The organism is Blastomonas ursincola, from assembly GCF_013607875.1.
Classification (GTDB): Bacteria; Pseudomonadota; Alphaproteobacteria; order Sphingomonadales; family Sphingomonadaceae; genus Blastomonas; species Blastomonas ursincola.
In genome coordinates, this window is sequence record NZ_VDES01000002.1 from 800,717 (window position 1) to 822,379 (window position 21,663).

Below are 21,663 nucleotides of genomic sequence, written 5' to 3' on the forward strand. Positions count from 1 at the left end.
CGGTCGTCGCGCGGCGGAGCCGGGCTGGACAGCGGTGCGGGCACTCCCTTATGCTCGCTCTCCAATGGAGGGCGCGGCATGAAGGCGGGTCTCAGGCGCAGGTTGCACGGGCAGGGGCTGACGCTCGGCCTTGCCCTGCTCGGCGGGCTGACGGCTTGCGGAGGTGGCGGATCTTCCTCGACCACGCCGGTGCAATTGCCACCCTCGACCGGCGCTCCGGCCCCCGCACCAGCCCCCGCACCTACGCCAACGCCCAGCCCGACGCCGACACCGCCGCCGGCGGGTGCGGTGCTCAGCGCCGACATCCGCTATGGCGATGGGCCGACCAGCAGCGGCTCGATCCCGCTGTTTCTCGACAGCTATCGGCCCAACCAAAGCTGCACCAGTCCGCGCCCGACGGTGCTCTATGTCCATGGCGGCGGCTTTGTTGGCGGCAGCCGCAAGGGGCAGCAGGTGGTGGCGATGGCCGACGAGCTTGCCCCGCTCGGCATTAATCTCATCTCGATCCAGTACCGCCTGCAGGGCGACAACCCGGTCATCTCAAGCGAATTCGCCGCGTTCGAACGGGATTATCGCGCGCTAGATCCGACCCAGCAATCGCCCCGGGTGACCGCCTTTGTCGCGGCGGTGGAGGATTCAGTCCGCGCGCTGCGCTGGATGCAGGCCAACGCCGCTGCCTACTGCATCGATCCCACCCGCATCGCCTATTGGGGATCGTCAGCAGGGGCCTATACCATGTTGCACACCGCCTATTCCCTGAATCCCTATGGCATCGCCCGGCCCGAACCGCGCGTGGTGGTCGACTACTGGGGCGGCCTTTTCCGCGACACCGACCTTCAGGCGGGAGAGGCCCCGCTGTTCGTGATGCACGGCACCGCGGACACCACCGTTTCCTTCACCGAAGCCACCGAACTCACCGATCGCGCGCGCCAGGTCGGCGTGCCCTTCACATTCTACACGCTGGCAGGCGCAGGGCATGATTTCAACGGCAGTGGCTTTTTCGTCCGCACCGTCGACGGCCAGTCGCTCGCGAAACGCACGGCCGACTTCATGGCCGCGCACCTGCTACCGGGGGGAAGGCCGGTCTATGAGAGCAGGGTGGTGCAATAGGAGCAGCAAGCGTTACATTGTCCAGCTATCCCTTGAATCCAGGCCGGGGTATCGAATGGGCTTGCCACCGAAATACTCTGTCGCCGTCGAATGCCGCCGGTCGGTGTCGAGCTCTTCCGGGTCGAAATCCTCGGGGAAGACGAACTTGACCTTGAACTGACCTGCCTTGAGGAAGATTTCCACCTCTTCCCATCTCTTGCTCAGCGGCTCCATCGCCCATAATTCGTTCAGCTGCTTGTCGTACCGGCGGTATTCGATGTTCCGATATTCAACATGCCGCCCGCGATCCGAAAAAAGCGAAAGACTCAAATAGCCTCTGTCCACAGCAGCGACCAGGAGAAGGCCGTTCGAACTGAACTGAGTCTCGGCCGCCAGCGTCTCGGCGATCTCGTTCAGAAGCGCTGATTTTCGAGCAAGATTGAGCATCATTCGGCGCCTCGCTGGTTCGGCAAATTCAAACCGTGCTGTTTATTCCCGATCGTGTACCAGATGTTCAGACTTGCCGGTCGACACGATTGACCTTTGTAGACAGGCACGATCTTTACGGTGACCTTCACCCCCTTTCGGCGCGCGCTTGCCCATTCATTTTCCATTCTCGCATAGGTTTTGCGGTTGAATTCGGCATCTTGTGCAAAGTGGTTAAAGGCTTCCATCGGCCCCTTGAATCTCCGGGCGATAAAGTGTCCTCCATCATCGGTTCTCAGCCGATATTTTCCGCCCGCTTGCAACTGCGATTGCTTCGACCGACGCTGGAGTGGATCTTCGGTAATCGTGCCCTCGACTTTCCAAGTTCGTCCCAAATGGTCAATGTCAAATCGGTAGCCATGCCTTATGAGTGTTTTTGCCACTCGCTTGAAGGGCAATGTCGCGCGCGCCTGACCGTCTAGGCCCGAAGAATCGTGCTGGACACCGTCTTGACTAGCCGTTGCAGGTCATGAGGGAGAAGGAGCCCGACGTTCGGGCTGACGCTGAGTCGTTTGAGCAGGCGGAAACCAAGACCATGTCGAACCACCGCCGCCAAAGCCCCGCGCCGTTTGATCCGGCAGCAGTCCCGGCACATCGACGCGTAGCGGTCCAGCCTTGCGTCGTGCCGAATTTGCTGCCTGTTGAGAATTTCTGCTGGAGCTTGCCCCGTAATGCCGCCCAGATCCGGCAAATGTGAAGCGCCCGTCATCCGGGTCGTGCCAAGGGTTGAACTTGCATTCGAGGGTTTTGGCTATGTCAGGGCATGAACGATGCCCTGTCCTCAGCCACAATTCAAAGCTGCTCCGCTTGCCGACTGCCAAATGTTGCATCTTGCCGCTCCCATAGGGAAAAACGGCAAGAACATATCAGCAACATTCTCCAACAAGTCAATAATGAATGGATCCTATCGCGTTTGGCCGCTTGCCACAGAATGATCTGAATGGAGAGCAATCCGGCCGATCAAGGTCTAACCTCACCCCTCCAGCACGACCCTCATGCCCGTCTCGAACTCGCCCGACACCAGCTCGGCAATCGCTTCGCCCACCACCTCGGGCAGTTTCACGGTCGCGGGGTCTTCGCCTGGATAGGCCTTGGCGCGCATCGCGGTGCGGGTGCGCGCGGGGTCGACGATCGCGGTGCGGACCTTGCCGATGTTGCGCATCTCCTCGCCATAGCTGCGGACCAGCACCTCGAGCGCGGCCTTGGATGCGCCATAGGCGCCCCAGAAGGCGCGGGGGGTGGCGGCGACCGAGCTGGTGAGGCCGATCACGCGGGCATGCGCGCTCTTGCGCAGCATCGGATCGAAATAGGCGATCATGGCCTGGGTGCTCAGCACGTTGAGCGTCATCACGCGGTTGAGTTCGCCGCCGTCGATAGTCGGCACCGGCCCCAGGCTCCCCAGCATCGCGGCGTTCAGGACCAGGATGTCGAGTGCGTCCCAACGTCCGCCGATCGCGGCGGCGAGCCGGGCGATGCTGTCGCCATCGGTCAGGTCGAGCGGGGCGATCGTCGCGCTGCCGCCGGCCTCGAAGATCGCATCCTCGACGCTTTCCAGGTCCTTGGCTGTGCGCGCGGTGAGGATGACATGCGCACCGCGGGCAGCGAGCGCCTTTGCGGTCGCAGCACCGATGCCGCGGCTCGCGCCGGTGACCAGGGCAAGCTGCCCCTGCAGGTTCTTCTCGGTCATGGTCGTGAAATCCCTCAGCCGGCGACCCGTTCGGCCAGCAGGGTCAGCTGGTTGGGCTGGTCGCGCTCGGCCAGATCGGTGAGCGTGGTGGGATAGTCGCCGGTGAAGCACGCATCGCAATAGCGCGGGCGATCATCGTTGCGGCTGGCTTCGCCGAGCGCGCGGTACAGGCCGTCGATCGAGAGGAAGGACAGCGAATCCGCCTGGATGAACTGGCGCATCTCCTCGATCGATTTCTGCGCGGCGAGCAGCTTCGAGCGCTCGGGCGTATCGACGCCATAATAGCAGCTGTGCATCGTCGGCGGGCTGGCGATGCGCATGTGCACCTCGGCCGCGCCGGCGTCGCGCATCATCTGCACGATCTTGAGCGAGGTGGTACCGCGCACGATCGAATCGTCGATCAGCACAAGCCGCTTGCCCGCGATCAGCGGCTTGTTGGCATTGTGCTTGAGCTTCACGCCGAGATGGCGGACGCCGTCGCCCGGCTGGATGAAGGTGCGGCCGACATAATGCGAGCGGATGATGCCCAGTTCGAAAGGCAGGCCCGATTGCTGTGCATAACCGATCGCCGCAGGCGTGCCGCTGTCGGGCACGGGGACGACCAGGTCTGCCTCGACCGGGTTTTCCATCGCCAGCTGCGCGCCGATTGCCTTGCGCACCGAATAGACCGACGATCCATCGACGATCGAATCGGGGCGCGAGAAATAGACATGCTCGAAGATGCAGGGGCGCTGCGCCTTGTCGGCAAAGGGGCGGTGCGAGCGGATCTCGCCGCCGCTGACCACGATCAGCTCGCCCGGATCGACCGAGCGGACGAATTCGGCGCCGACGATGTCGAGCGCGACGGTTTCCGACGCGAAGATCACGGTATCGCCGATGCGGCCCATGACCAGCGGGCGGATGCCGAGCGGATCGCGGCACGCGATCATGCCGCTGTCGGTCAGGCAGATCAGGGAGTAGGCGCCTTCGACCTGTTTCAGCGCATCGATGAACTTATCGAGCAGTGTCCGGTAGCGCGAGGTCGCGACGAGATGGATGATCGTCTCGGTGTCCGAGGTCGACTGGAAGATCGATCCGGTGCGCACCAGATCGTGGCGCAGCTTCATCGCGTTGGAGATATTGCCATTGTGCGCGATGGCAAAGCCGCCCGAGGAGAGCTCGGCATAAAGCGGCTGCACGTTGCGCAGCGCGGTCTCGCCGGTGGTGGCATAGCGGACATGGCCGATCGCCCAGTCGCCTTTCAGCGCGCGCATCGTCTCTTCGCTGTCGAAATTGCCCGCCACATGGCCCAGCGCCTTGTGGTTGTGGAAATGGCGTCCGTCGAAGCTGCTGATGCCCGCGGCTTCCTGGCCGCGGTGCTGCAGCGCGTGCAGCCCCAAAGCGACCATCGCCGCGGCATCGACCGCGCCGGCTACGCCAAAAACGCCGCACTCTTCGCGCAGCTTGTCGTCGTCAAAAGGATGTGTGGTGATCATGTTGCGCGCCCGATTCGGTTGCAGCCGGGTGGTTCGGCACCCCTATAGGCGCGCATATGGGGTTTGTCTTGCATTTGTCACAGGAGAATTCGCAGGTCATTTTTCGTTAACCGTGTTGCACCCCGCGCTGGCTGCGATTAACCGGGCGATATGGCCGATATCCGCGAAACCGGGCTGGACCTGGACCCTAAATTCGATGCCGCAGGGCTGATCACCGCGTGCGTCACTGACGCGGCGAGCGGAGCGCTGCTGATGGTCGCGCATATGAACGAAGAGGCGCTGCGGCTGACGACGCAGACCGGCGAGGTCCATTTCTGGTCGCGCTCGCGCGCGAGCCTTTGGAAGAAGGGCGAAAGTTCGGGCAATGTACTCAAGCTCGTCGAGCTGCGCATCGACTGCGATCAGGACGCGGTCTGGGTGATCGCCTCGCCTGCGGGACCCACCTGCCATACCGGCGCGCCGTCGTGCTTCTATCGCCGGGTCGCGGCGGACGGTTCGCTGGAGCGGATCGCCTGATGCGCAGCGCGCTGCTCGCCTGCCTGCTGCTGGCCGGGTGCAGCGTTTCGCAGGCAGGGGGCGATGATGATGCGCTGACCCCGCTGGACGCCGCCGCAATCGATGCGGGCGTGATTGCCGATCCCCAGGCGATCGATCTGGCCGGTGCTTTCGCAGATCCCGGCGCGACCGGTGCGGACAGCTTCTGTGCGCGCGGCGATCGGACCAGGGGCTACAAGGTCGGGGTGCTGGTCACGTTCGGCGCGTCGAGCCAGTGCGAGGGCACAGGTAGTGCGCAGCTGGCAGGAGAGGCGGCCGAACTCAGCCTGTCGCGAAACGGCAGGGGCGATGCCATCGCGGGTTGCCGCTTTTCGGCACAGTTCGACGGCAATGCCCTGGTGGTGCCCGGCAGCGTGCCGGCCGCCTGCGCGGCTCTGTGCAGCGACCGGGCGAGTCTGGCCGGAGCATCTTTCGCGCTGGTCGAGCCGGGCAATGCGGCGGCAGGCGGCGCGGCCGGGCGATCGGTGAAGAGGCTCTGCGCCGGCTGAAATTTACTTGACGTTTACGTCAAGGTAATGTAGCGCCGCTTCCATGCACGACCGTTCGACCCTTGGCCGCATCGACACTCCCGATCTGCAGAACCGGGACAGCTATACCATCTCCGATCTGTCGGACGAATTCGGCGTTACTGCACGCGCGCTGCGCTTCTATGAGGACGAAGGCCTGATCGCGCCCGAGCGGCGTGGCCTGACCCGCGTCTATTCGAAGCGCGACCGCGCGCGGCTCGCCTGGATCATGCGCGCCAAGAACGTGGGTTTCAGCCTGGGCGAAATCCGCGAGATGATCGATCTGTACGATATCGGCGACGGACGGCGCGAACAGCGCCGCGTGACGCTCCAGCGCTGCAAGGAACGCATAGCCTTGATGCGCAAGCAGAAGAAGGACCTCGAAAGCGCGATCCAGGAGCTTTCGCAGTTCGTGAAGATGGTCGAGCAAGTGGATCGTGCCGACCAGGGCTGAGGCCCGCGTTTCGATCCGGGCGGTTGCCGGTCACGGACCACGCCCCTTTCTCAGGCTCTCCCCGGCCTGACATCTGACCCATATGTTTTGAGAGGACCCGCAAGATGCCCAAATATACCGCACCGGTGCGCGATACCCAGTTCATCCTGAACGAGGTGCTGGGAATCGAGAAATATTCCAACCTGCCCGGCTTCGACAATGCCGCGCCCGACGTACTGTCCGCCGTGCTCGAGGAAGCCGGCAAGTTCGTCGAGGAGGTGCTGTTCCCGCTGAACCAGGTGGGCGACCAGCAGGGCTGCACCCGCCATCCCGATGGCACCGTGACCACGCCCGACGGTTTCAAGGAAGCCTATCAGCAATATTGCGAGGCGGGCTGGGGCACATTGTCCGCGCCGGAAGAGTTCGGCGGGCAGGGCATGCCGCATGTCGTCGGCATCGCGTTCGAGGAATTCATGTCGTCGAGCAACATGGCCTTTGCCATGTACCCCGGCCTGACCCATGGTGCGGTCTCCGCGATCCTCGCCAAGGGCAGCCAGGAGCAGAAGGAAAAATACTGCCCCAACATGATCAGCGGCAAGTGGGGCGGCACGATGAACCTGACCGAACCGCATTGCGGCACGGACCTGGGTCTCATCCGCACCAAGGCGGTTCCGCAGCCCGGCGGCACCTATGCGATCACCGGCACCAAGATCTTCATCTCGTCGGGCGAGCATGACCTGACCGAGAACATCATCCATCTGGTGCTGGCCAAGACCCCCGACGCCCCCGACAGCGTCAAGGGCATCTCGCTGTTCATCGTGCCGAAGTTCCTCGTCAATGACGATGGCTCGCTGGGTGAGCGCAATGCGGTGTCGTGCGGTTCGATCGAGCACAAGATGGGCATTCACGGCAATTCGACCTGCGTGATGAACTATGACGGCGCCACCGGCTATCTGGTTGGCGAGGAGAACAAGGGTCTCGCCGCGATGTTCATCATGATGAACGCCGCGCGCCTTGGAGTGGGTGGTCAGGGCTTGTCGATGGGCGAAGTGTCGTACCAGAACGCGGTGCAGTACGCTGGCGACCGTCGCCAGGGCCGCGCGCTGACCGGTGCGCAGGACGCGAACGAAAAGGCCGACACGCTGTTCGTCCATCCCGATGTCCGCCGCATGTTGATGGAAGCCAAGGCGATCAATGAGGGCCTGCGCGCGCTGATCCTGTGGGGCGGCCTGCAGGTCGACCTGACGCACAAGGCACAGACCGAGGAAGAGCGCGTTGCCGCCGACGACCTGATCAGCCTGCTGACCCCGGTGATCAAGGGCTATGGCACCGACAAGGGCTATGAGATCGCCACCAACATGCAGCAGATCTATGGCGGCCATGGCTATATCGCCGAATGGGGCATGGAACAATATGTGCGCGATGCGCGCATCGCCATGATCTACGAAGGCACCAACGGCGTGCAGGCGATGGACCTGGTCGGCCGCAAGCTGGCGCAGAATGGCGGCCGCGCGGTGCAGACCTTCTTCGGTATCATCGACAGCGAATGCGCCGATGCCAAGGCGGACGAGCGCCTCACGGATTTCGCCACGCGTCTGGAAAAGGCAGCGGGCGAGCTCAAGGCGGCCACGATGTGGTTCATGCAGAACGGCATGATGAACCCCAACCATGTCGGTGCGGGCGCGCACAGCTACATGCACATCATGGGCATTGTCGCGCTGGGCCTGATGTGGCTGCGCATGATGCGCGCGTCGATCGCGGCGCTGGAAGCCGGCAGTGGCAACGCCGTGTTCTACGAAACCAAGCTCAAGACCGCGCGCTATTTCGCCGAGCGGATCATGCCCGATGCAGGGGCCCTGCGCCGCAAGATCGAGGCCGGATCGGATGCCATCATGGCGCTGGAGCCGGAGCTGTTTGCTGCAGCCTGATCGCTATCGCCATTCGATGTGACACTATTGGGGGCGCCACTCCTTGCGGGTGGCGCCCCCTTTTCATGTCGAATTGCGACGAGTCGAAGTCGATTTTCATCGCTGAATCCGAGCGACTTGGCGCGCCTCAAGTACTGATCGTGCGGTAGTGCGAAGAACCTGTGCGGCAACTTGCCGGAACCTGCCCGAAGTCGTGGAATCGGCGCCATCCCGGCCGGAACAGCACTGCTTTCCCCTCGTTGATGGGTCGGAGCAAGCAAGACCTCTCCACCTGAATGCCCGCCGAGAGCATTACGCAACGAGGAGTAAAAGCCATGAAGAACTCGATTATCGGAACCCTGATCGCTGCCGGTGCGCTGGCAGCAACCCCCGCTCTGGCGCAGGACGCCATGCAGGAAACTCCCGCCAGCCCGACCACCGAAGCGCCTGCTTCGGAAACCCCGGCACCCGGCGCTGACGCCCCGGCAACCGCCGATCAGGCACCGCCTGCCACGCTGGACTCGAACGGCGACGGCACCATGGACGCCTGGGACCGCAACAATGACGGCAAGGCCGATGCCTGGGATACGGATGGCGACGGCAAGCCCGACAAGGCCGATCCGATGGAAGCCGCCGAATAATACAGAATAACTATAGCCCTAAAGGGTCGCAGAGGAAGGCCGGGAGAGTGATCTCCCGGCCTTTCTTCTTGTCTGCAATGTTTTGCAGGTAATCCGCAGTTGCTGGCGGCCATGTAAACAGCAACGGCCGAGCGGAAGTGTCAATCTCGATTGACATATGGATCGTTAAAGCCTGCTTACCACCATTCTTGAGCTTTTTTCTTGGGCTTCAACACCTAATTAACTTCGACGTTCTAAATGCCAGCCTCAGCGTTGTTTACCTTTTTTGGGAGAAAAGGAAATGCAGTCGGGCTTGCAGGAGAGGCTTGCGTTTTACGAACTGGACCGCGCAGACAATTCCACCTTCCGCAGGGTGAAGAAGTCGCTCGGTCGACATGTCAATCGCGCCCTCGAGAAATTCTACCGGAAGGTCGGGGGCATTCCCGAACTCAAGGGCTTTTTCAGCGACAGTTCGCGGCTGCAATATGCCAAGAATGCACAGCACAGCCATTGGATGAAGATCTTCGGCGATGGCTTGACCGACGATTACATGAAGCGCGCCGTTGGCGTGGGCCAGGTGCACGCACGCATCGGGCTGGAGCCGAAATGGTATGTTGGTGGCTATGCGCTGATCCTGGAAGAGATGATCCACGGCATGATCTCGCCGGGGCTGCTGCGCTTCGTGCCGGGCCGCCGCAAGCTTGCCAAGGATGTCGCGGCGCTGGTCAAGGTATCGTTGCTCGATATCGATGTTGCGCTGTCGACCTATTTCGTCGATGCCGAGGAAAAGGTGCGCGGGGTGGTGCTTGGCCAGATGGGCAGCGCATTGAAGCGTATGGCCGAAGGCGATCTGACCACGCAGATGTCGGGGCTGCCTGCCGAATATGCGCAGGTCGAGCAGGACTTCAACGCCGCCACTGCGGCTCTGCGCGAGACGCTGCTCGCGGTGAGCTCGAGCGTCAGCGTCATCTCTTCGGGCAGCGGCGAAATCCGCACGGGTGCCGATGACCTCGCCTCGCGGACCGAAGAACAGGCCGCGTCGCTTGAGGAAACCGCCGCCGCCATGCGCGCCGCCACTGAAATGGTGCAGGAAACGACGCGCAGCGCGGTCGCGGTCAATGCCGAGATGGCCAAGATGCAGGCCGAAGCCACCGAAGGCGGCGTCATCGTCGGCAAGGCGGTCGGTGCGATGGATTCGATCGAGAAATCCTCGAGCGAGATCGGCAAGATCATCACCGTGATCGATGGCATCGCCTTCCAGACCAACCTGCTGGCCCTGAACGCCGGGGTCGAGGCGGCGCGCGCGGGCGATGCCGGCAAGGGCTTTGCCGTCGTTGCGCACGAGGTGCGGGCGCTGGCGCAGCGCTGCGCCGACGCCGCACAGGAAATCAAGACGCTGATCAGCAACAGCACCGAGCATGTCGACAATGGCGTGAAGCTGGTCGGTGAGACCGGCACGATGCTGACCCGCATCGTCGAGCGGGTCGGCGAGGTCAGCCAGGTGATCACCCGCATCGCTGCATCGGCGGAAAGCCAGTCGGCCAGCATGATCCAGGTCAACTCCGCCGTGGGCGACATGGACAAGATGACCCAGCAGAACGCTGCAATGGTCGAGGAAACCGCTGCTTCGGCGCGCAGTCTTGCCAGCGAGGCGCAGGATCTGGCCGAGAAGGTAGGCCGGTTCCAGCTCGGTCAGCAGAACGCCATGCCGGTGGCGCGGTCTGCCTTTCGTCCGGCACCCAAACGGCCGGCACGCGTGCCGATGGTCAGCGGCAATCTGGCGCTGAAGGCCGATGAGGAAGACTGGTCGGAATTCTGATCCTGCAATGCACCGCCGGGGTCGATGGCGCCGGCGGTGACACTATATCATTGCCCGACGGGTTAACCGTCGCTTATCCTCTCGCTGCCATATCAGGGGCCAGGCCTCCGGGAGAGTGAAATATGCTGCATGTCGATCATCGCAACCTGCGCGCCGGGGCAGTCGCGCTGGGAGCGATCGAATGTGCAGTGGTTCCCGGCGTCTCGCCCGTCGTCGACATGCTGGCCGCCATTGGCCCTTCCAGCCATGGTTTCCTGCGCGAAGGCTGGTTCTGCCGGGGCGAGCCCGAGGCGATTTCGACCCTGGTCGCACGCCGCGGCGATGGCAGCCCGATCCTCGCACTGCCGATGCGCCAGCTGGGGCCGCCGGGCCTGCGCGCACGCTCGCTCGCGGGAAGCTATTGGCCATTTCGCAGCGCCGCCATCGATCCGAGCACCGGCGTGGGCGACATGCGCGCCGTGCTCGAACATCCCGCCGCGCAGGAGATCATCGGGCCGCTGCTGCGCGTCGGGCCCATCTACCACGACGACCGGCTCGCCCAGCTGATGATCGCGGCGGCCGATGCGATCGGGTGGCACGTGCTGATCCGCGACATGGGGCAGAGCTTCGTCCAGGATTTTGCCGAGCCGGGATCGCCCGATGCCTGGCCCAGCAAGTCGCGGCGCAAGAAGGTGCGGCGATTGACCGCGCGGCTCGAGGAGCAGGGCCCGGTAACCGTGCGGATCGTTCGCGGGACCGAATGGTCGCGCCAGGTGTTCCAGGATCTGGCGCGGATCGAGGAAAACAGCTGGGTGGGCACGCGCACCGACCGCAGCGGCGCCAAGTTCCTGAATCCGCACATGATGGCGCACTGGCAGCGCGCGGTGGTCGATCCCGATCTCGCCGAGATGCTGACCGCCAGCCTGCTTTATGTCGCCGATCGCCCGATCGCCTTTTCGCTCGACCTGGTCTGCGGGGCGATCGCCTATGGCATCGCGAGCAGCTATGACGCGGCCTTTGCCGATGCTTCTCCCGGCCAGATCGTCACACTGCATGCGGTCGACGCCATGCTCGCGCGCGGCGTTCGCCAGGTGGACTGGGGTGCGGGCGACAGCGGTTACAAGCAGGAAATCGGCGCAAGGCCGGGATCGCGCATCCAGGACATTCTGGTGGTCCGCAGCGCATCGATCGCTGCCGTACTGCGCCCGCGCTGGGAAGAATCGGTCGGCTCGGGAACCCTGGCGCTCGCGGCCGGACTGGCCGATGCGGTGCGGGTTTCTGCCATACCCACGAGCCTCACCCTGCGGCGGTTGCTGATGTCGGGCCTGGCCCTGTCCGCCGCCGCATCGCTGCTCGCGGAGTGACAGGGCCGGCGCTCGATCAGGCAGCCAGATCACGCTCCATCATGGTCTGGCCCTGTCCGTCCACCCGCTCCCATTGCAGGTTGCCGGTATAGCGCCAGGCCAGCTCGCCAGCGGCGTTGAGCGCGAACAGATGCAGCCAGCGATTGTCGAACAGCGCGCGTACGCCTTCATGCCGTTCGAGGATCGCGGTCATCGCCTCGACCGGTGCCTCGATGCACACCGAAAGCCGCAGCGGTTCGTGCACCAGATCGCTGCCGTCGTGCACCGACTGCCAGGGCAGGCCTGCACGCAGCGTGCCGCCATTGCCCTCGACCACGCCGATGCCGCCGGTGACATTGTGGATCAGCTTGTTGCCGCCGCCAAAGACGTGCGGCGCGACCGATGATCCATAATATTGCAGGCTGATCCAGCTGGCGACCACGACCGGCGCGGTCATGATCAGTTCGAGCACGCCAAAGCCTTCGTCCTGCTGCCACTGATAGTCATGCAGGAAGGCGCGACCTTCCAGGCACTTGCCGCTGGTACGGCTGCGCGGTGCCGCGATAAAGGCCTTGCACCCGGCGAGCGCCCATTCGGGGCGGATCTCGGCCCAGTCGCGGCTGCGCTTGGCGACGTCGGCCGCTCCATCGGCGCGGGGCAGGCGCAGCGCCCGTTCGCCGCGTGCGACAAGGCCAGCGCTTGCCAGCCAACCCCTGGCCTGGTCTATCGCGTTCGCATGGGCAGGCGAGGGGTGATCGCCGTCATAGATCAGCACATTGTCGGTGGTGGTGTCGTGCAAGCCTGCAAGGAACAATGTGGTCGACGGAACGATGATGCCATTGCTCGCCAGGCCGCCACGTACCGCCGGTTCATTGAGTAGGCTGGCCAGCAGCCTCGCATTGACCTCGCCCGAATAGCCGCCGCACGCACCGCAATGCAGCCCGCTGGCGTGGGGATTGTTGACCACGTTCGCGCCATGACCGACGAGCAGCACCAGCGGTGCGAAATCCTGTGTCAGGGACATTGCGCGCAGCACCGCAGTGGCCGCGTCGATCTTGTCGGCCAGGCTCAGCGCCGGGTCGGGGCGCGGCATCGGATCGTTGGGCAGACTTGTCTTTTTCAGGGCGAAACTGTCGCGCATCAGCTTGCCCAGATAGACCGGGCCCGCCGCCTCGACAAAGGCGAAGCTCGATACGGCAGCCAGCTTGAATCGGCCCCAGGCGCGCTTGGCACGCGACCGGTAGCGGGCTGCGCGGTCGACGTCCTCCAGTTCGGCCCCGCCCGAGCTGGTGGTCAGCTTCGGGTTGAGCAGCACCGGCAGCCGGTGCTCATGGACGTCCGAGGCAAAGCGACGATGCGACGCGCCGAGCCCGAAAAAGCCGGCAAAGCCGAGCGTCTGGATCGACGGGTCGAGCGCTTCAAGCGCGCGGCGAAAGACCTCGGAGCGCACGTCGATGCAGAAGGCCGCCTGCAATGCGGGCGGCACTGCGGCGCTGCTTGCCGGAGCAGCGGCGAGCGTCTCGCCGATCGCCCGCTGGCCTGCCCGTTCGGCGGCTTCCTGCAGGATGGCGTCGATGATCTGATCGGCATCGGGCGCAACCGGAGCGGAATGCGCGGCCACCACATCCTGCCAGGCTTCGTGGATCGGGCTGCGATACTGCGCCAGCAGCGCATCTTCCCACATCAGGCGGATGCACAGCAGATCGGTGAGCGTGCTGTCCTGCTGACCGGCCAGCTCGGCCTGCCACAGCCGGTAGCGGCCGACCTGCGCCCAGCCGCCCAGTGTCATCAGCAGCGCGTGAAAATAGGTGGGCATCGCCGCGTCAGGCAGACCCAGCCGGGCGGTGCTGGCGGCGAGCGCATCGGCTGCGCTGTCGGGCGCATCGGCGACGAACCGGGCAAAGCCCTTGAGGCCGGCGATCTCGGGGGTCAGATCGTGGGTGGCGACATCCTGCCAGGCGCGAAAGGCGGATTTGCCCTGCGGTGCGGCCCACAAGGCCTGGCCCTCATCGCTCCATCCGGCGATCCAGTGGCCCAAGCGCTCGGCGATGATCGCAGGCCAGTCGATGCCCGAGACGCGTGCGGCGAGATCGGCGATCGTGGGCAGCGGGTCCTTGCGGACATGCGGGCGCTGCGCTGCGAGCTTGAGCTCGGCGACGCTCGCGGGGCAGGGCGATACGGTGCAGGCGGCGAGCGCGGCGGCCAGATCGCCATCGGTGATCGATCCATTGCCGATCCGCTCGCGATACCAGCTGCGCGCCATCGTGGCCGGCGCATCGCTCACCCGTGCGAGCAGCGCGGCGGTGGTAGCGAGGTCGAGCCCGGCCTGGCCGAGATAGGGGTTCACGGCCACGCTGGAGGCGAGCGGCCAGACCGGCGGAATGGCGCGCGCGGCAGCGTCGGCGATCGGCGCGATGTCTGCGGCGGTCGGTTTGGGCTTGGTCAGGCTGTCCTGCGTCATGGCAAACTCCTTGGAAAATCGTATCTTGTGGTCAACGCGACCGCTTCAGGGTCCAGCCGCCGAGCATGCGGTCGAACAGCGCGTTGGCGTAAAGGCCGTTGGAAAGGTGGACCCTGAGGCCCGCCGCCGCGGGGTGATAGGCCCAGAGCGGGAACATCGACTGGGCGATGGCAACCAGCCCGAAGCTGACCACCGCCAGGATCATCAGCACCCATTCGAGCGGTCCGGGCGCGGGCGTTGCGGGCAGGGGGCCGAGCAGCAGCGCATCGGCAACGTGGTGCAGCGCGAAATAGCCGAGCGAGGCTGCGAGCGAATAGACGACCATCCGGCGCATCAGAGGGACGGGAGCGGCGCCAGCGAGACCCTGGGCCAGCAGATAGGCGATGCCGAAGATCAGGATGGCACCCAGCGCGATCGACTGCGGCGAAGTATCCTGAAAGCGGAAGGCAAAGCCGATGGCGACATAGATGGCGAGCGCGGCGAGGAACGCGCCGGTCACCGCCTTGGCACCCGGAATGGCAACCGGACCCGGCCGCCGCAGCGCCGCGATCCGCTCGACCGCGCCACCCGAGGCAAGGAAGCTGTGCGCCTTGTAGAGCGAGTGCGCGATGATGTGCAGCATGGCCAGCGGGAACAGCGCCAGGCCGCACTGCATGATCATGAAGCCCATCTGCGCGACGGTGGACCAGGCGAGCGAGGTCTTGACCGCAGGCTGGGTGAGCATCACCAGCCCGCCGAACACCGCGGTGAAGCCGCCGATCATCACCAATCCCGCCATGATCGCGGGCGACAGCAGCAGGACATCGGCAAAGCGGATGAGCAGGAAGCCGCCCGCATTGATGACGCCTGCATGCAGCAGCGCCGAGACCGGGGTCGGTGCCTCCATCACCTCGGTCAACCAGCCGTGCAGCGGGAATTGCGCCGACTTGATGACGGCGGCGAGCGCCAAGCCGAACACCGCAAAGCGGATCGCGGTGCCGCTTTCACCGCCGCGTGCGCTATCGAGGATGGCGGCGATATCGCCAGTACCATAGACCCAGAACAGCAGCGCCGCCGATCCGAGCAGCGCGACATCGGCGATGCGTGCCGTGATATATTTCTTGCGCGCGGCGCGGCGTGCAGCAGCGCGATCGGGATAGAAGAGCAGCAGCTTGTGCAGGCACAGGCTGGTGGCGATCCAGAACAGCACCAGTTGCAAGAGATTGCCCGACAGCGCGAACAGCAGCACGCTGGCCAGTGTGAAGCTCAGCCAGGCCTTGAAATGCGCGCGGCGCGGTTCGTCGCCCAGATAGGTGCGCGAATAGCGCAGCACGACCCAGCCGACAAAACTGACCAGGATCGTCACCGGCAGGCTGACGGCGTCGAGCCGGACGGAAAGCCCCAGATGCTGCCAGACCAGCAGTTCGGAGGTGACCGGTCCTGCGGTGATCAGCTGCACCAGCGCCGCGATGGCGAGGCCAAGACAGGCGAGCAGGGCGGCTTCCAGCGCCCGTCCGGTCAGGCGGGCATGGCGGTCGCCTGCGAGCAGGGCGATACCACCCAATCCGGTGAATGCGGCGATCCCGATTGTCAGGGCAAGGGCGATATCCATCGTCTTTCCGTCTCCGTATGGCCCCGGCAAGGGCACGCGTGTCGCAAACGGATACGGACGAACGATCGATACGGAAAATTCAATGAAATAAAGATTTGGTTCTGAAATTCCGAACTAGGCGATTTTGGCGATCTCGAGCAGCTGATCGACCAGGGGGTGCGGAAAGCGCCGTGACTGGGTCATCGCGTAAAAGGATTCGGTCAGGCCGGGGATCGACATGATGTCGTGCAGGCTGCCGATATTGAGCTCGTCGCGCACCACGATCGGCGGCACCACGCCCACCCCGGTTCCGGCGCGCAGCAACAGGCGCAGCATCGCCATGTCATCGGCCTCGGCGATGATATTGGGCAGGATGCCGAGGCGGTCGACCAGCAGGTCGAAATCGGCGCGAACCCCGGAATCCGTAGCGGGAACCACCAGTCGCATGGTCATCAGCAACTCGCGCAGCGGGGTGCGGGAGACATCGACCTTTTGCGGGCCGATCAGGCTCACCGGAATCTGGTCGACCAGGTGCGCGACCCAGTTTGTGCCACTGTCGCGAAAGGGCAGGCGGTTGGTCAGCAGCACGTCGAGCTCGTGCGCCTCGAGCGCCTTGACCAGGTCGCGCAGCGAGCCCGAACGGATCACCATGTGCACGTCGTCGCGGCCGACCATGGGCGCAAGGAAGCGCATCTGGAAATTGCGCGACAGGGTCGAGAGCGCCCCGACACGCAGATGCCGTCGGCTGCTGCCGCTGCCGCCGGCAAAGGTCGCCATCATCTCGTTCGCGGTCTCGAACATGCTGTCGGCATAGTTCAGCGCGACGCGCCCCGCTTCGGTCAGTTCGAGCCGCCGTCCGCGACGCTCAAACAGTTGATGGCCAATGTTTTCTTCCAGCAGCTTGATCTGGGTCGACAGCGCGGATTGCGAGACGTTGAGCCGCCGCGCGGCGTTGGTGAGATTGCCGTCATGCGCCACCGCATGGAAATAGCGCAGATGCTTGAAATTGAGGTGCATCGCAGTCCACTCCGCCAGGCAGTTCGCATTAATCGAACGATTGGACGTTTTTATTGAATTTCCGCGATGTGCGCAATGCGTTTAGTCAGCAGTCCAAGCCCAGACGCTCGCAAAGGTCCTTTCGATGGAAACATTGCCCGAACAGCCTGACCTTCCCTTTCGCTCGCTTGCGGTCGCACAAGCGGGCGTTGCCCCTGACCGGATCCCCGCAGTTCAATCCGGTCAGGGGCTTTCCACCGACCCGCGTCCTGCGCTCAGCCTGGTCGACGGATCGCAACTGCTGCTGGCGGAGCAGGCCGAGCCGGTGCCGCAGGACTGGCGCGATGCGCTGGCGCGGCTCGCTGCATGGCTCGAACTCGATGTGCAGCATGTCTCGGCGCGGCCGGTAGGTGCGCTTCGCCAGGTTGCCGCATGGGCCGCGCCGCACCGGGCCGCAAAGGCCGCGCTCCAGTTTCACCCCTGGCAGAACGTGTCGCCTGTCGCCTTTCAGGCCGGGGGCCATGCCATGCTGCCGCGGGTCGATTGGGTTGCAAGCTATCTGCAGGATCAGGGCACCGGCAAGCCGCTCAAGGCGAGCACGCTCGATGTGATGCTGATGTCGCCCCACCCGGCCGCCTGTGCTGTCGATGCCGATTGCGATGCTCCCATGCCGCGCGCGGAAACCCTGCAGGCGATGCTCCAGGCTGCGCTTGCCGAGGGGCGCCAGCGGATCGGCATCGTCGTCGATGCCCAACGCCGCAACGCACTGGTGCGCCAGCTGCTGGTCTCGGGGCGCGTCGCGACGCGCGACCAGCAGGAAATCGAGATTCTGCCGATCGAGGATGCGCTGTGCCATCTTGTCCGCCATGCCGGGCGCTGGGATGCGATCATCGTGCTGCCCGAACTGCGCAGCCTGGTGTTTGCGATGCTCGCCGAACTCAGCGGCATCTGGACCCCCTGGCCGATGCTGTGGCATCGGCGCGGGGTCAGCATGATCACCGGCGAGGTGCTCGACGAGGCGGATGGCACGCTGCCGCTCAACGCGCCCTTGCTGGTGCAGGCACTCGCGCTGGCTGCGCACCATGCTGGCCTTGGCCATGCCGCTCAGCGGCTGATGCAGGGCGCCGTGCGGCTGTGGGATTGCGGCATCATCACCCCCGGCCGGGGTTCCGTCGCGCCGTATGTCACCGAGGTGACCGACGGCGAATTCATTCACCAGCTCTGTCGCGGCGGCGAGCAGCGTTCGCGCGCCCGCTCGTCGTGGCGCGCCATTCCTGCGGCAGCACTGGCCCCGTCGCCGCGCCAGCCGCGTCCTTCCCTTCGGCTCGTTGCCGCCAATGGAGACCAATAAGATGCCCAGCCGCAAGATCGTTGCCCATGAACTCGCCACCGTGCTGCGCCAGATTTCTCACCCGGACCGCATCCGCCTGATCCAGAAGCTGCGGATCGGCGACCAGACGGTGAACGAGATGGCCGCCGCGCTCGACATTACCCCGACGCGGCTGTCGCAGCATCTCGCCGTGCTGCGCGCGCTGGGGCTGGTAGAGATCGAGAGCTTCGCGCAGAGCCGGGTCTATCGCCTGACCCAGCCACAGCTTGCCTTGTGGCTGATCGACGGAATCGACTTCATCGCGCACCGCATCGGCAAGGTAAGCGAGAGCGACGTGCAGCGCGCCAAGCAGCTGTGGGAAGAAGATTCGCTCGAACCGGTGGACACGGCAAAGGCGGCCTGAACCTGATCGCTTGCGCTAAGAAGGTGCGGCGTTAAGACGGGTCCATGCTGAAACATATCCTGTTCGCCGCCGCCGCCATCGGCGCGCTCGCCGCTCCCGTCCATGCCCAGACCGAGATGGCCGTCGATGCCGATCGGCTGGTCGAAACGGTCCGCACGCTCGCATCGGACACGTTCGAGGGGCGTGCGCCCGGTACGCGCGGCGAGGAGCGGACGCTCGGCTATCTGATTGCGCGTCTCGAGGCTCTGGGGCTGGAACCGGCCGGGCCTGATGGCCAGTGGCTGCAGAAGGTGCCGCTCCTCCACACGAGGCTGCAGGCACCGCGGACGCTCGATTTCGCGACGCCCAAGGGGAAGGTCGCGCCCAGGCTGGCCGAGGATATCTACCTCTCGACCATCCGCCCCGAAGACGCCGCGCGCGTCGCCAACGCGCCGCTGGTGTTCGTCGGCTATGGCGTGAATGCGCCCGAGCGCGGCTGGGACGATTTCAAGGGCGCGGACCTCAAGGGCAAGGTCGCGGTGTTCCTGATCAACGATCCCGATTTCGTCGCCAAGCCGGGCGAGCCGGCGGCGGGCAAGTTCGGCGACCGGACGATGACCTATTATGGCCGCTGGACCTACAAGTTCGAGGAAGCCGCACGCCAGGGCGCGGTCGCCGCGCTGATCGTCCACAATGCGGCGGGCGTCGGCTATGGCTGGAACGTCGTCATCAGCCCCGGCGGCGAGAATTACGACATCGTCCGCGCGCCCGATGCGCTCACCAGCGTGCGGCTGCAGGGCTGGCTGTCGGCCGACATGTCGACGCGGCTGTTCGCGGCGGCGGGGCTGGACCTTGCCAAGCTCGAGGTCGAGGCGCGCTCGCCCAAGTTCCGCCCGGTGGAGTTGAAGGGCGTGACGCTCCATGCCGATATTCCGGTGCAGCCCGAGGTGGTGACCAGCCACAATGTGCTGGGCAGGATCACCGGCAGCAAGCGTCCCGACGAGGTCGTGATGTTCGGCGCGCACTGGGATGCCTATGGCCAGGGCAAGCCCGACGTTCAGGGCCGCATCTACCGCGCCGGGGCCAATGACGATGCGCTGGGTATTGCCGGATTGTTCGAGATCGCCCGATCAATCAAGGCAGGGCCAGCGCCCGAGCGCTCGGTGGTGTTCGGTCTGTGGACGGCAGAAGAGCGCGGCCTGCTCGGTTCGGAATATTATGCCGCCAATCCGGTCTATCCGATGGAAAGGACCGTCGCCAATCTGGCGCTCGACATCCTGCAGACCGCAGGCGCGGCGAAGGATGTGGTGCTGGTCGGCAAGGGGCAGAACACGCTCGAGGACGACATGGCGCGCGTCGCCGCGACCCAGGGGCGCACGGTGACGCCCGAAAGCCTGCCCGAACGCGGGCTGTTCTACCGCGCCGACCATTTCTCCTTCGCCAAGCGCGGCGTGCCGGTGATGCTGCTGATGGGCATTGCGGGGGCGTCGAACCTCAAGCAGGGCGGCGTCGCGGCGGGCCAGGCCTGGATCGATGCCTATACCGGCCAATGCTATCACCAGGCGTGCGACGCCTGGGGGCCGGACTGGAATCTCGACGGTGCGGTGCAGGACATCGCGCTGACCGGGATCATCGGCGCGGAACTGGCCAATTCGACCCGCTGGCCGCAATGGAAGCCTGGCTCCGAGTTCAAGGCGATCCGCGAAAAGTCCGGTGCACCGAAAGAATAGGTCAGGCTAGCTGGGCGGCACTCACGACGTGCCGTCCCGGCCTTGCGGCCAGCGCCGCCTCGATCAGCGCGGCGGCGATGTTCTCCGCGGGGCTGATGCGCCACTGGCGCGGCAGCACCGGCCCTAGCACAGTGAGGATTGCATCGGACACGCGCTCCATCGGCCGGAACTCGTCGCGCTGACCGCCGATCAGCCCGGGGCGGACGATCGTGTAGCTGGGATAGTCAAGCGCGCCGATGCTCGCCTCGACCTCGCCCTTGGTGCGGTTGTAGAGCAGTCGCGAGCCCGCATCCGCGCCGATCGCGGACACCAGCGCAAAGGCTTTCGCGCCGTGCGCGCGTGCGTGCGTCGCAACCATCAGCGGATAATCGTGATCGACCCGGCAGAACGCCTCTGCCGACCCCGCCTTGGCCCGTGTCGTGCCGAGCGCGCAGATGACGGCATCGCAACGCCACCAATCGGCATCGGGCGGCAGCAATTCGTAATCGATTAGCGGGTTGACCAGCTTCGGGTGCGAGGGCAGGGGACGGCGCGTCAGGGCGACGACCTGCGTCACGCGCGGATCATCGAGCGCCCGGGCCAGGGCGATCCGCCCGACCAGCCCGGTGGCACCTGCGATGAGAATCTTGCTCATGGATCGTCCTCCACCGCCGCGCAGGTGCAATGCCACGCGCATTGTCAGCGCGAAGTCTGACGCCAGATATACTGCGATGTCGAGGAAAAATGGTGGAGCCTAGCGGGATCGAACCGCTGACCTCTACACTGCCAGTGTAGCGCTCTCCCAGCTGAGCTAAGGCCCCATCTTCGCCGGTTTTTGACCCCCCGGCGTCGGGAAGGACCGCCCTTTAGTCGAGCGATCCGAAGGTGGCAAGGGGCAATTTTGCCCCTTGCTCATATTTCGTAATCGGGTCGGAAAGGCTCAGCCTTCCTCGTCGTCGTCGTCCGCTGCGGCGACGCCCAGGTCGTCGTCTCCGCCCAGGTCGACATCGTTGTCGGGCGAATCGCCGTCTTCGTCGATGTCCAGATCCTCATCGGCCAGATCGACATCTTCCTTCTCGATGACCTTCTTCTTCTCTTCCTCGAAGGGCAGCGGCTGCTTGGACTTCAGCACCGGCTCGGGCGTCCAGCTGTTGCCGCAGTTGATGCAGGATACGGGGTCGTCCTTGCCAAGGTCGTAGAAGCGGGTGCCGCATTTCGGGCAGCTGTGCTTGGCGCCCCATTCAGGCTTGATCATGAAAAATGCCTCGGTTTCAGCTCAATCAATGGATCGATGTGGAGAAGGTTGCATGCTTCCG

The 21,663-nt window shown here is 64.8% G+C and carries 20 protein-coding genes and 1 tRNA gene; 11 read left to right on the plus strand and 10 right to left on the minus strand.

The window, feature by feature from the left end; all coding sequences use genetic code 11:
• The first annotated feature begins 78 nt into the window (after window positions 1-78).
• Entirely contained in the window at window positions 79-1,110 is a 1,032-nt protein-coding gene (locus FG486_RS09890) for an alpha/beta hydrolase (RefSeq protein ID WP_181267388.1), read from the plus strand.
• A 12-nt stretch (window positions 1,111-1,122) separates the two neighbouring features.
• On the opposite strand, the gene FG486_RS09895 is transcribed toward FG486_RS09890, so the two are convergent.
• The 4 genes from FG486_RS09895 to purF all read right to left on the minus strand — a co-directional run bounded on the left by FG486_RS09895 (window position 1,123) and on the right by purF (window position 4,737).
• Window positions 1,123-1,539: a hypothetical protein gene (locus FG486_RS09895; RefSeq protein ID WP_181267389.1), complete on the minus strand. Its 417-nt coding sequence runs from the start codon at window positions 1,537-1,539 to the stop codon at window positions 1,123-1,125.
• Window positions 1,536-1,973, minus strand: a complete 438-nt coding sequence (locus tag FG486_RS09900; RefSeq protein WP_194249875.1) for a DNA/RNA non-specific endonuclease — start codon at window positions 1,971-1,973, stop codon at window positions 1,536-1,538. Before FG486_RS09900 ends, FG486_RS09895 begins: the two co-directional genes overlap by 4 nt.
• Window positions 1,974-2,548: 575 nt before the next feature.
• Complete coding sequence (locus FG486_RS09905) at window positions 2,549-3,262, minus strand: SDR family NAD(P)-dependent oxidoreductase (protein WP_181267390.1); 714 nt, start codon at window positions 3,260-3,262, stop codon at window positions 2,549-2,551.
• A gap of 14 nt (window positions 3,263-3,276) precedes the next feature.
• Window positions 3,277-4,737 carry an amidophosphoribosyltransferase gene (purF, locus tag FG486_RS09910; protein WP_137776200.1) on the minus strand — a complete coding sequence of 487 codons (1,461 nt, stop codon included), beginning with the start codon at window positions 4,735-4,737 and terminating at the stop codon, window positions 3,277-3,279.
• Window positions 4,738-4,887: 150 nt separating this feature from the next.
• Here purF and hisI point away from each other — a divergent pair, with 150 nt between their 5' ends.
• The 7 genes from hisI (at window position 4,888) to FG486_RS09945 (ending at window position 11,920) form a co-directional block, all read left to right on the plus strand.
• The gene (gene hisI, locus FG486_RS09915; RefSeq protein WP_066280123.1) at window positions 4,888-5,253 is read left to right on the plus strand and encodes a phosphoribosyl-AMP cyclohydrolase; all 366 of its coding nucleotides are present in this window, start codon (window positions 4,888-4,890) and stop codon (window positions 5,251-5,253) included.
• On the plus strand, window positions 5,253-5,780 hold the full coding sequence (locus FG486_RS09920; protein WP_066280125.1) for a hypothetical protein: 528 nt from the start codon (window positions 5,253-5,255) through the stop codon (window positions 5,778-5,780). Before hisI ends, FG486_RS09920 begins: the two co-directional genes overlap by 1 nt.
• A 43-nt stretch (window positions 5,781-5,823) precedes the next feature.
• A complete protein-coding gene (locus tag FG486_RS09925; RefSeq protein WP_023838307.1) occupies window positions 5,824-6,252 on the plus strand; it encodes a MerR family transcriptional regulator in 429 nt (142 codons plus the stop codon).
• Window positions 6,253-6,356: 104 nt separating this feature from the next.
• Window positions 6,357-8,159, plus strand: a complete 1,803-nt coding sequence (locus tag FG486_RS09930; RefSeq protein WP_181267391.1) for an acyl-CoA dehydrogenase C-terminal domain-containing protein — start codon at window positions 6,357-6,359, stop codon at window positions 8,157-8,159.
• A 314-nt stretch (window positions 8,160-8,473) separates the two neighbouring features.
• Window positions 8,474-8,779, plus strand: coding sequence for a hypothetical protein (locus tag FG486_RS09935; RefSeq protein ID WP_066280132.1), 306 nt, complete (start codon window positions 8,474-8,476; stop codon window positions 8,777-8,779).
• A 280-nt stretch (window positions 8,780-9,059) separates the two neighbouring features.
• Complete coding sequence (locus FG486_RS09940) at window positions 9,060-10,577, plus strand: methyl-accepting chemotaxis protein (RefSeq protein ID WP_082751057.1); 1,518 nt, start codon at window positions 9,060-9,062, stop codon at window positions 10,575-10,577.
• Between the two features lie 122 nt (window positions 10,578-10,699).
• Window positions 10,700-11,920, plus strand: coding sequence for a GNAT family N-acetyltransferase (locus tag FG486_RS09945; protein ID WP_181267392.1), 1,221 nt, complete (start codon window positions 10,700-10,702; stop codon window positions 11,918-11,920).
• 16 nt (window positions 11,921-11,936) lie between these two features.
• Here FG486_RS09945 and FG486_RS09950 read toward each other — a convergent pair whose 3' ends face one another.
• From FG486_RS09950 to FG486_RS09960, 3 genes are all read right to left on the minus strand, one after another.
• Window positions 11,937-14,360 (minus strand): YbcC family protein, encoded by a 2,424-nt coding sequence (locus FG486_RS09950; protein ID WP_181267393.1) that lies wholly within the window; start codon window positions 14,358-14,360, stop codon window positions 11,937-11,939.
• A 31-nt stretch (window positions 14,361-14,391) separates the two neighbouring features.
• Entirely contained in the window at window positions 14,392-15,951 is a 1,560-nt protein-coding gene (locus FG486_RS09955) for a proton-conducting transporter transmembrane domain-containing protein (protein ID WP_181267394.1), read from the minus strand.
• A gap of 114 nt (window positions 15,952-16,065) precedes the next feature.
• On the minus strand, window positions 16,066-16,947 hold the full coding sequence (locus tag FG486_RS09960; RefSeq protein WP_181267395.1) for a LysR family transcriptional regulator: 882 nt from the start codon (window positions 16,945-16,947) through the stop codon (window positions 16,066-16,068).
• Window positions 16,948-17,071: 124 nt separating this feature from the next.
• Between FG486_RS09960 and FG486_RS09965 the strand changes: the two genes are divergently transcribed.
• Genes FG486_RS09965 through FG486_RS09975 form a run of 3 tightly spaced genes read left to right on the plus strand, consistent with a single transcriptional unit; the run spans window position 17,072 to window position 20,368 of the window.
• Entirely contained in the window at window positions 17,072-18,277 is a 1,206-nt protein-coding gene (locus FG486_RS09965; protein WP_181267396.1) for a hypothetical protein, read from the plus strand.
• A 1-nt stretch (window position 18,278) separates the two neighbouring features.
• Window positions 18,279-18,659: an ArsR/SmtB family transcription factor gene (locus FG486_RS09970; protein ID WP_060979319.1), complete on the plus strand. Its 381-nt coding sequence runs from the start codon at window positions 18,279-18,281 to the stop codon at window positions 18,657-18,659.
• 44 nt (window positions 18,660-18,703) lie between these two features.
• A complete protein-coding gene (locus FG486_RS09975; RefSeq protein ID WP_181267397.1) occupies window positions 18,704-20,368 on the plus strand; it encodes a M20/M25/M40 family metallo-hydrolase in 1,665 nt (554 codons plus the stop codon).
• Window position 20,369: 1 nt separating this feature from the next.
• Here the strand turns inward: FG486_RS09975 and FG486_RS09980 are convergent, their stop codons facing one another.
• The 3 genes from FG486_RS09980 to FG486_RS09990 all read right to left on the minus strand — a co-directional run bounded on the left by FG486_RS09980 (window position 20,370) and on the right by FG486_RS09990 (window position 21,602).
• Window positions 20,370-21,002, minus strand: a complete 633-nt coding sequence (locus tag FG486_RS09980) for an NAD(P)H-binding protein (protein ID WP_181267398.1) — start codon at window positions 21,000-21,002, stop codon at window positions 20,370-20,372.
• Between the two features lie 90 nt (window positions 21,003-21,092).
• A tRNA-Ala gene (locus FG486_RS09985) sits at window positions 21,093-21,168 on the minus strand.
• Between the two features lie 119 nt (window positions 21,169-21,287).
• Window positions 21,288-21,602, minus strand: a complete 315-nt coding sequence (locus FG486_RS09990) for a TIGR02300 family protein (protein ID WP_023839428.1) — start codon at window positions 21,600-21,602, stop codon at window positions 21,288-21,290.
• Window positions 21,603-21,663 lie beyond the last annotated feature (61 nt).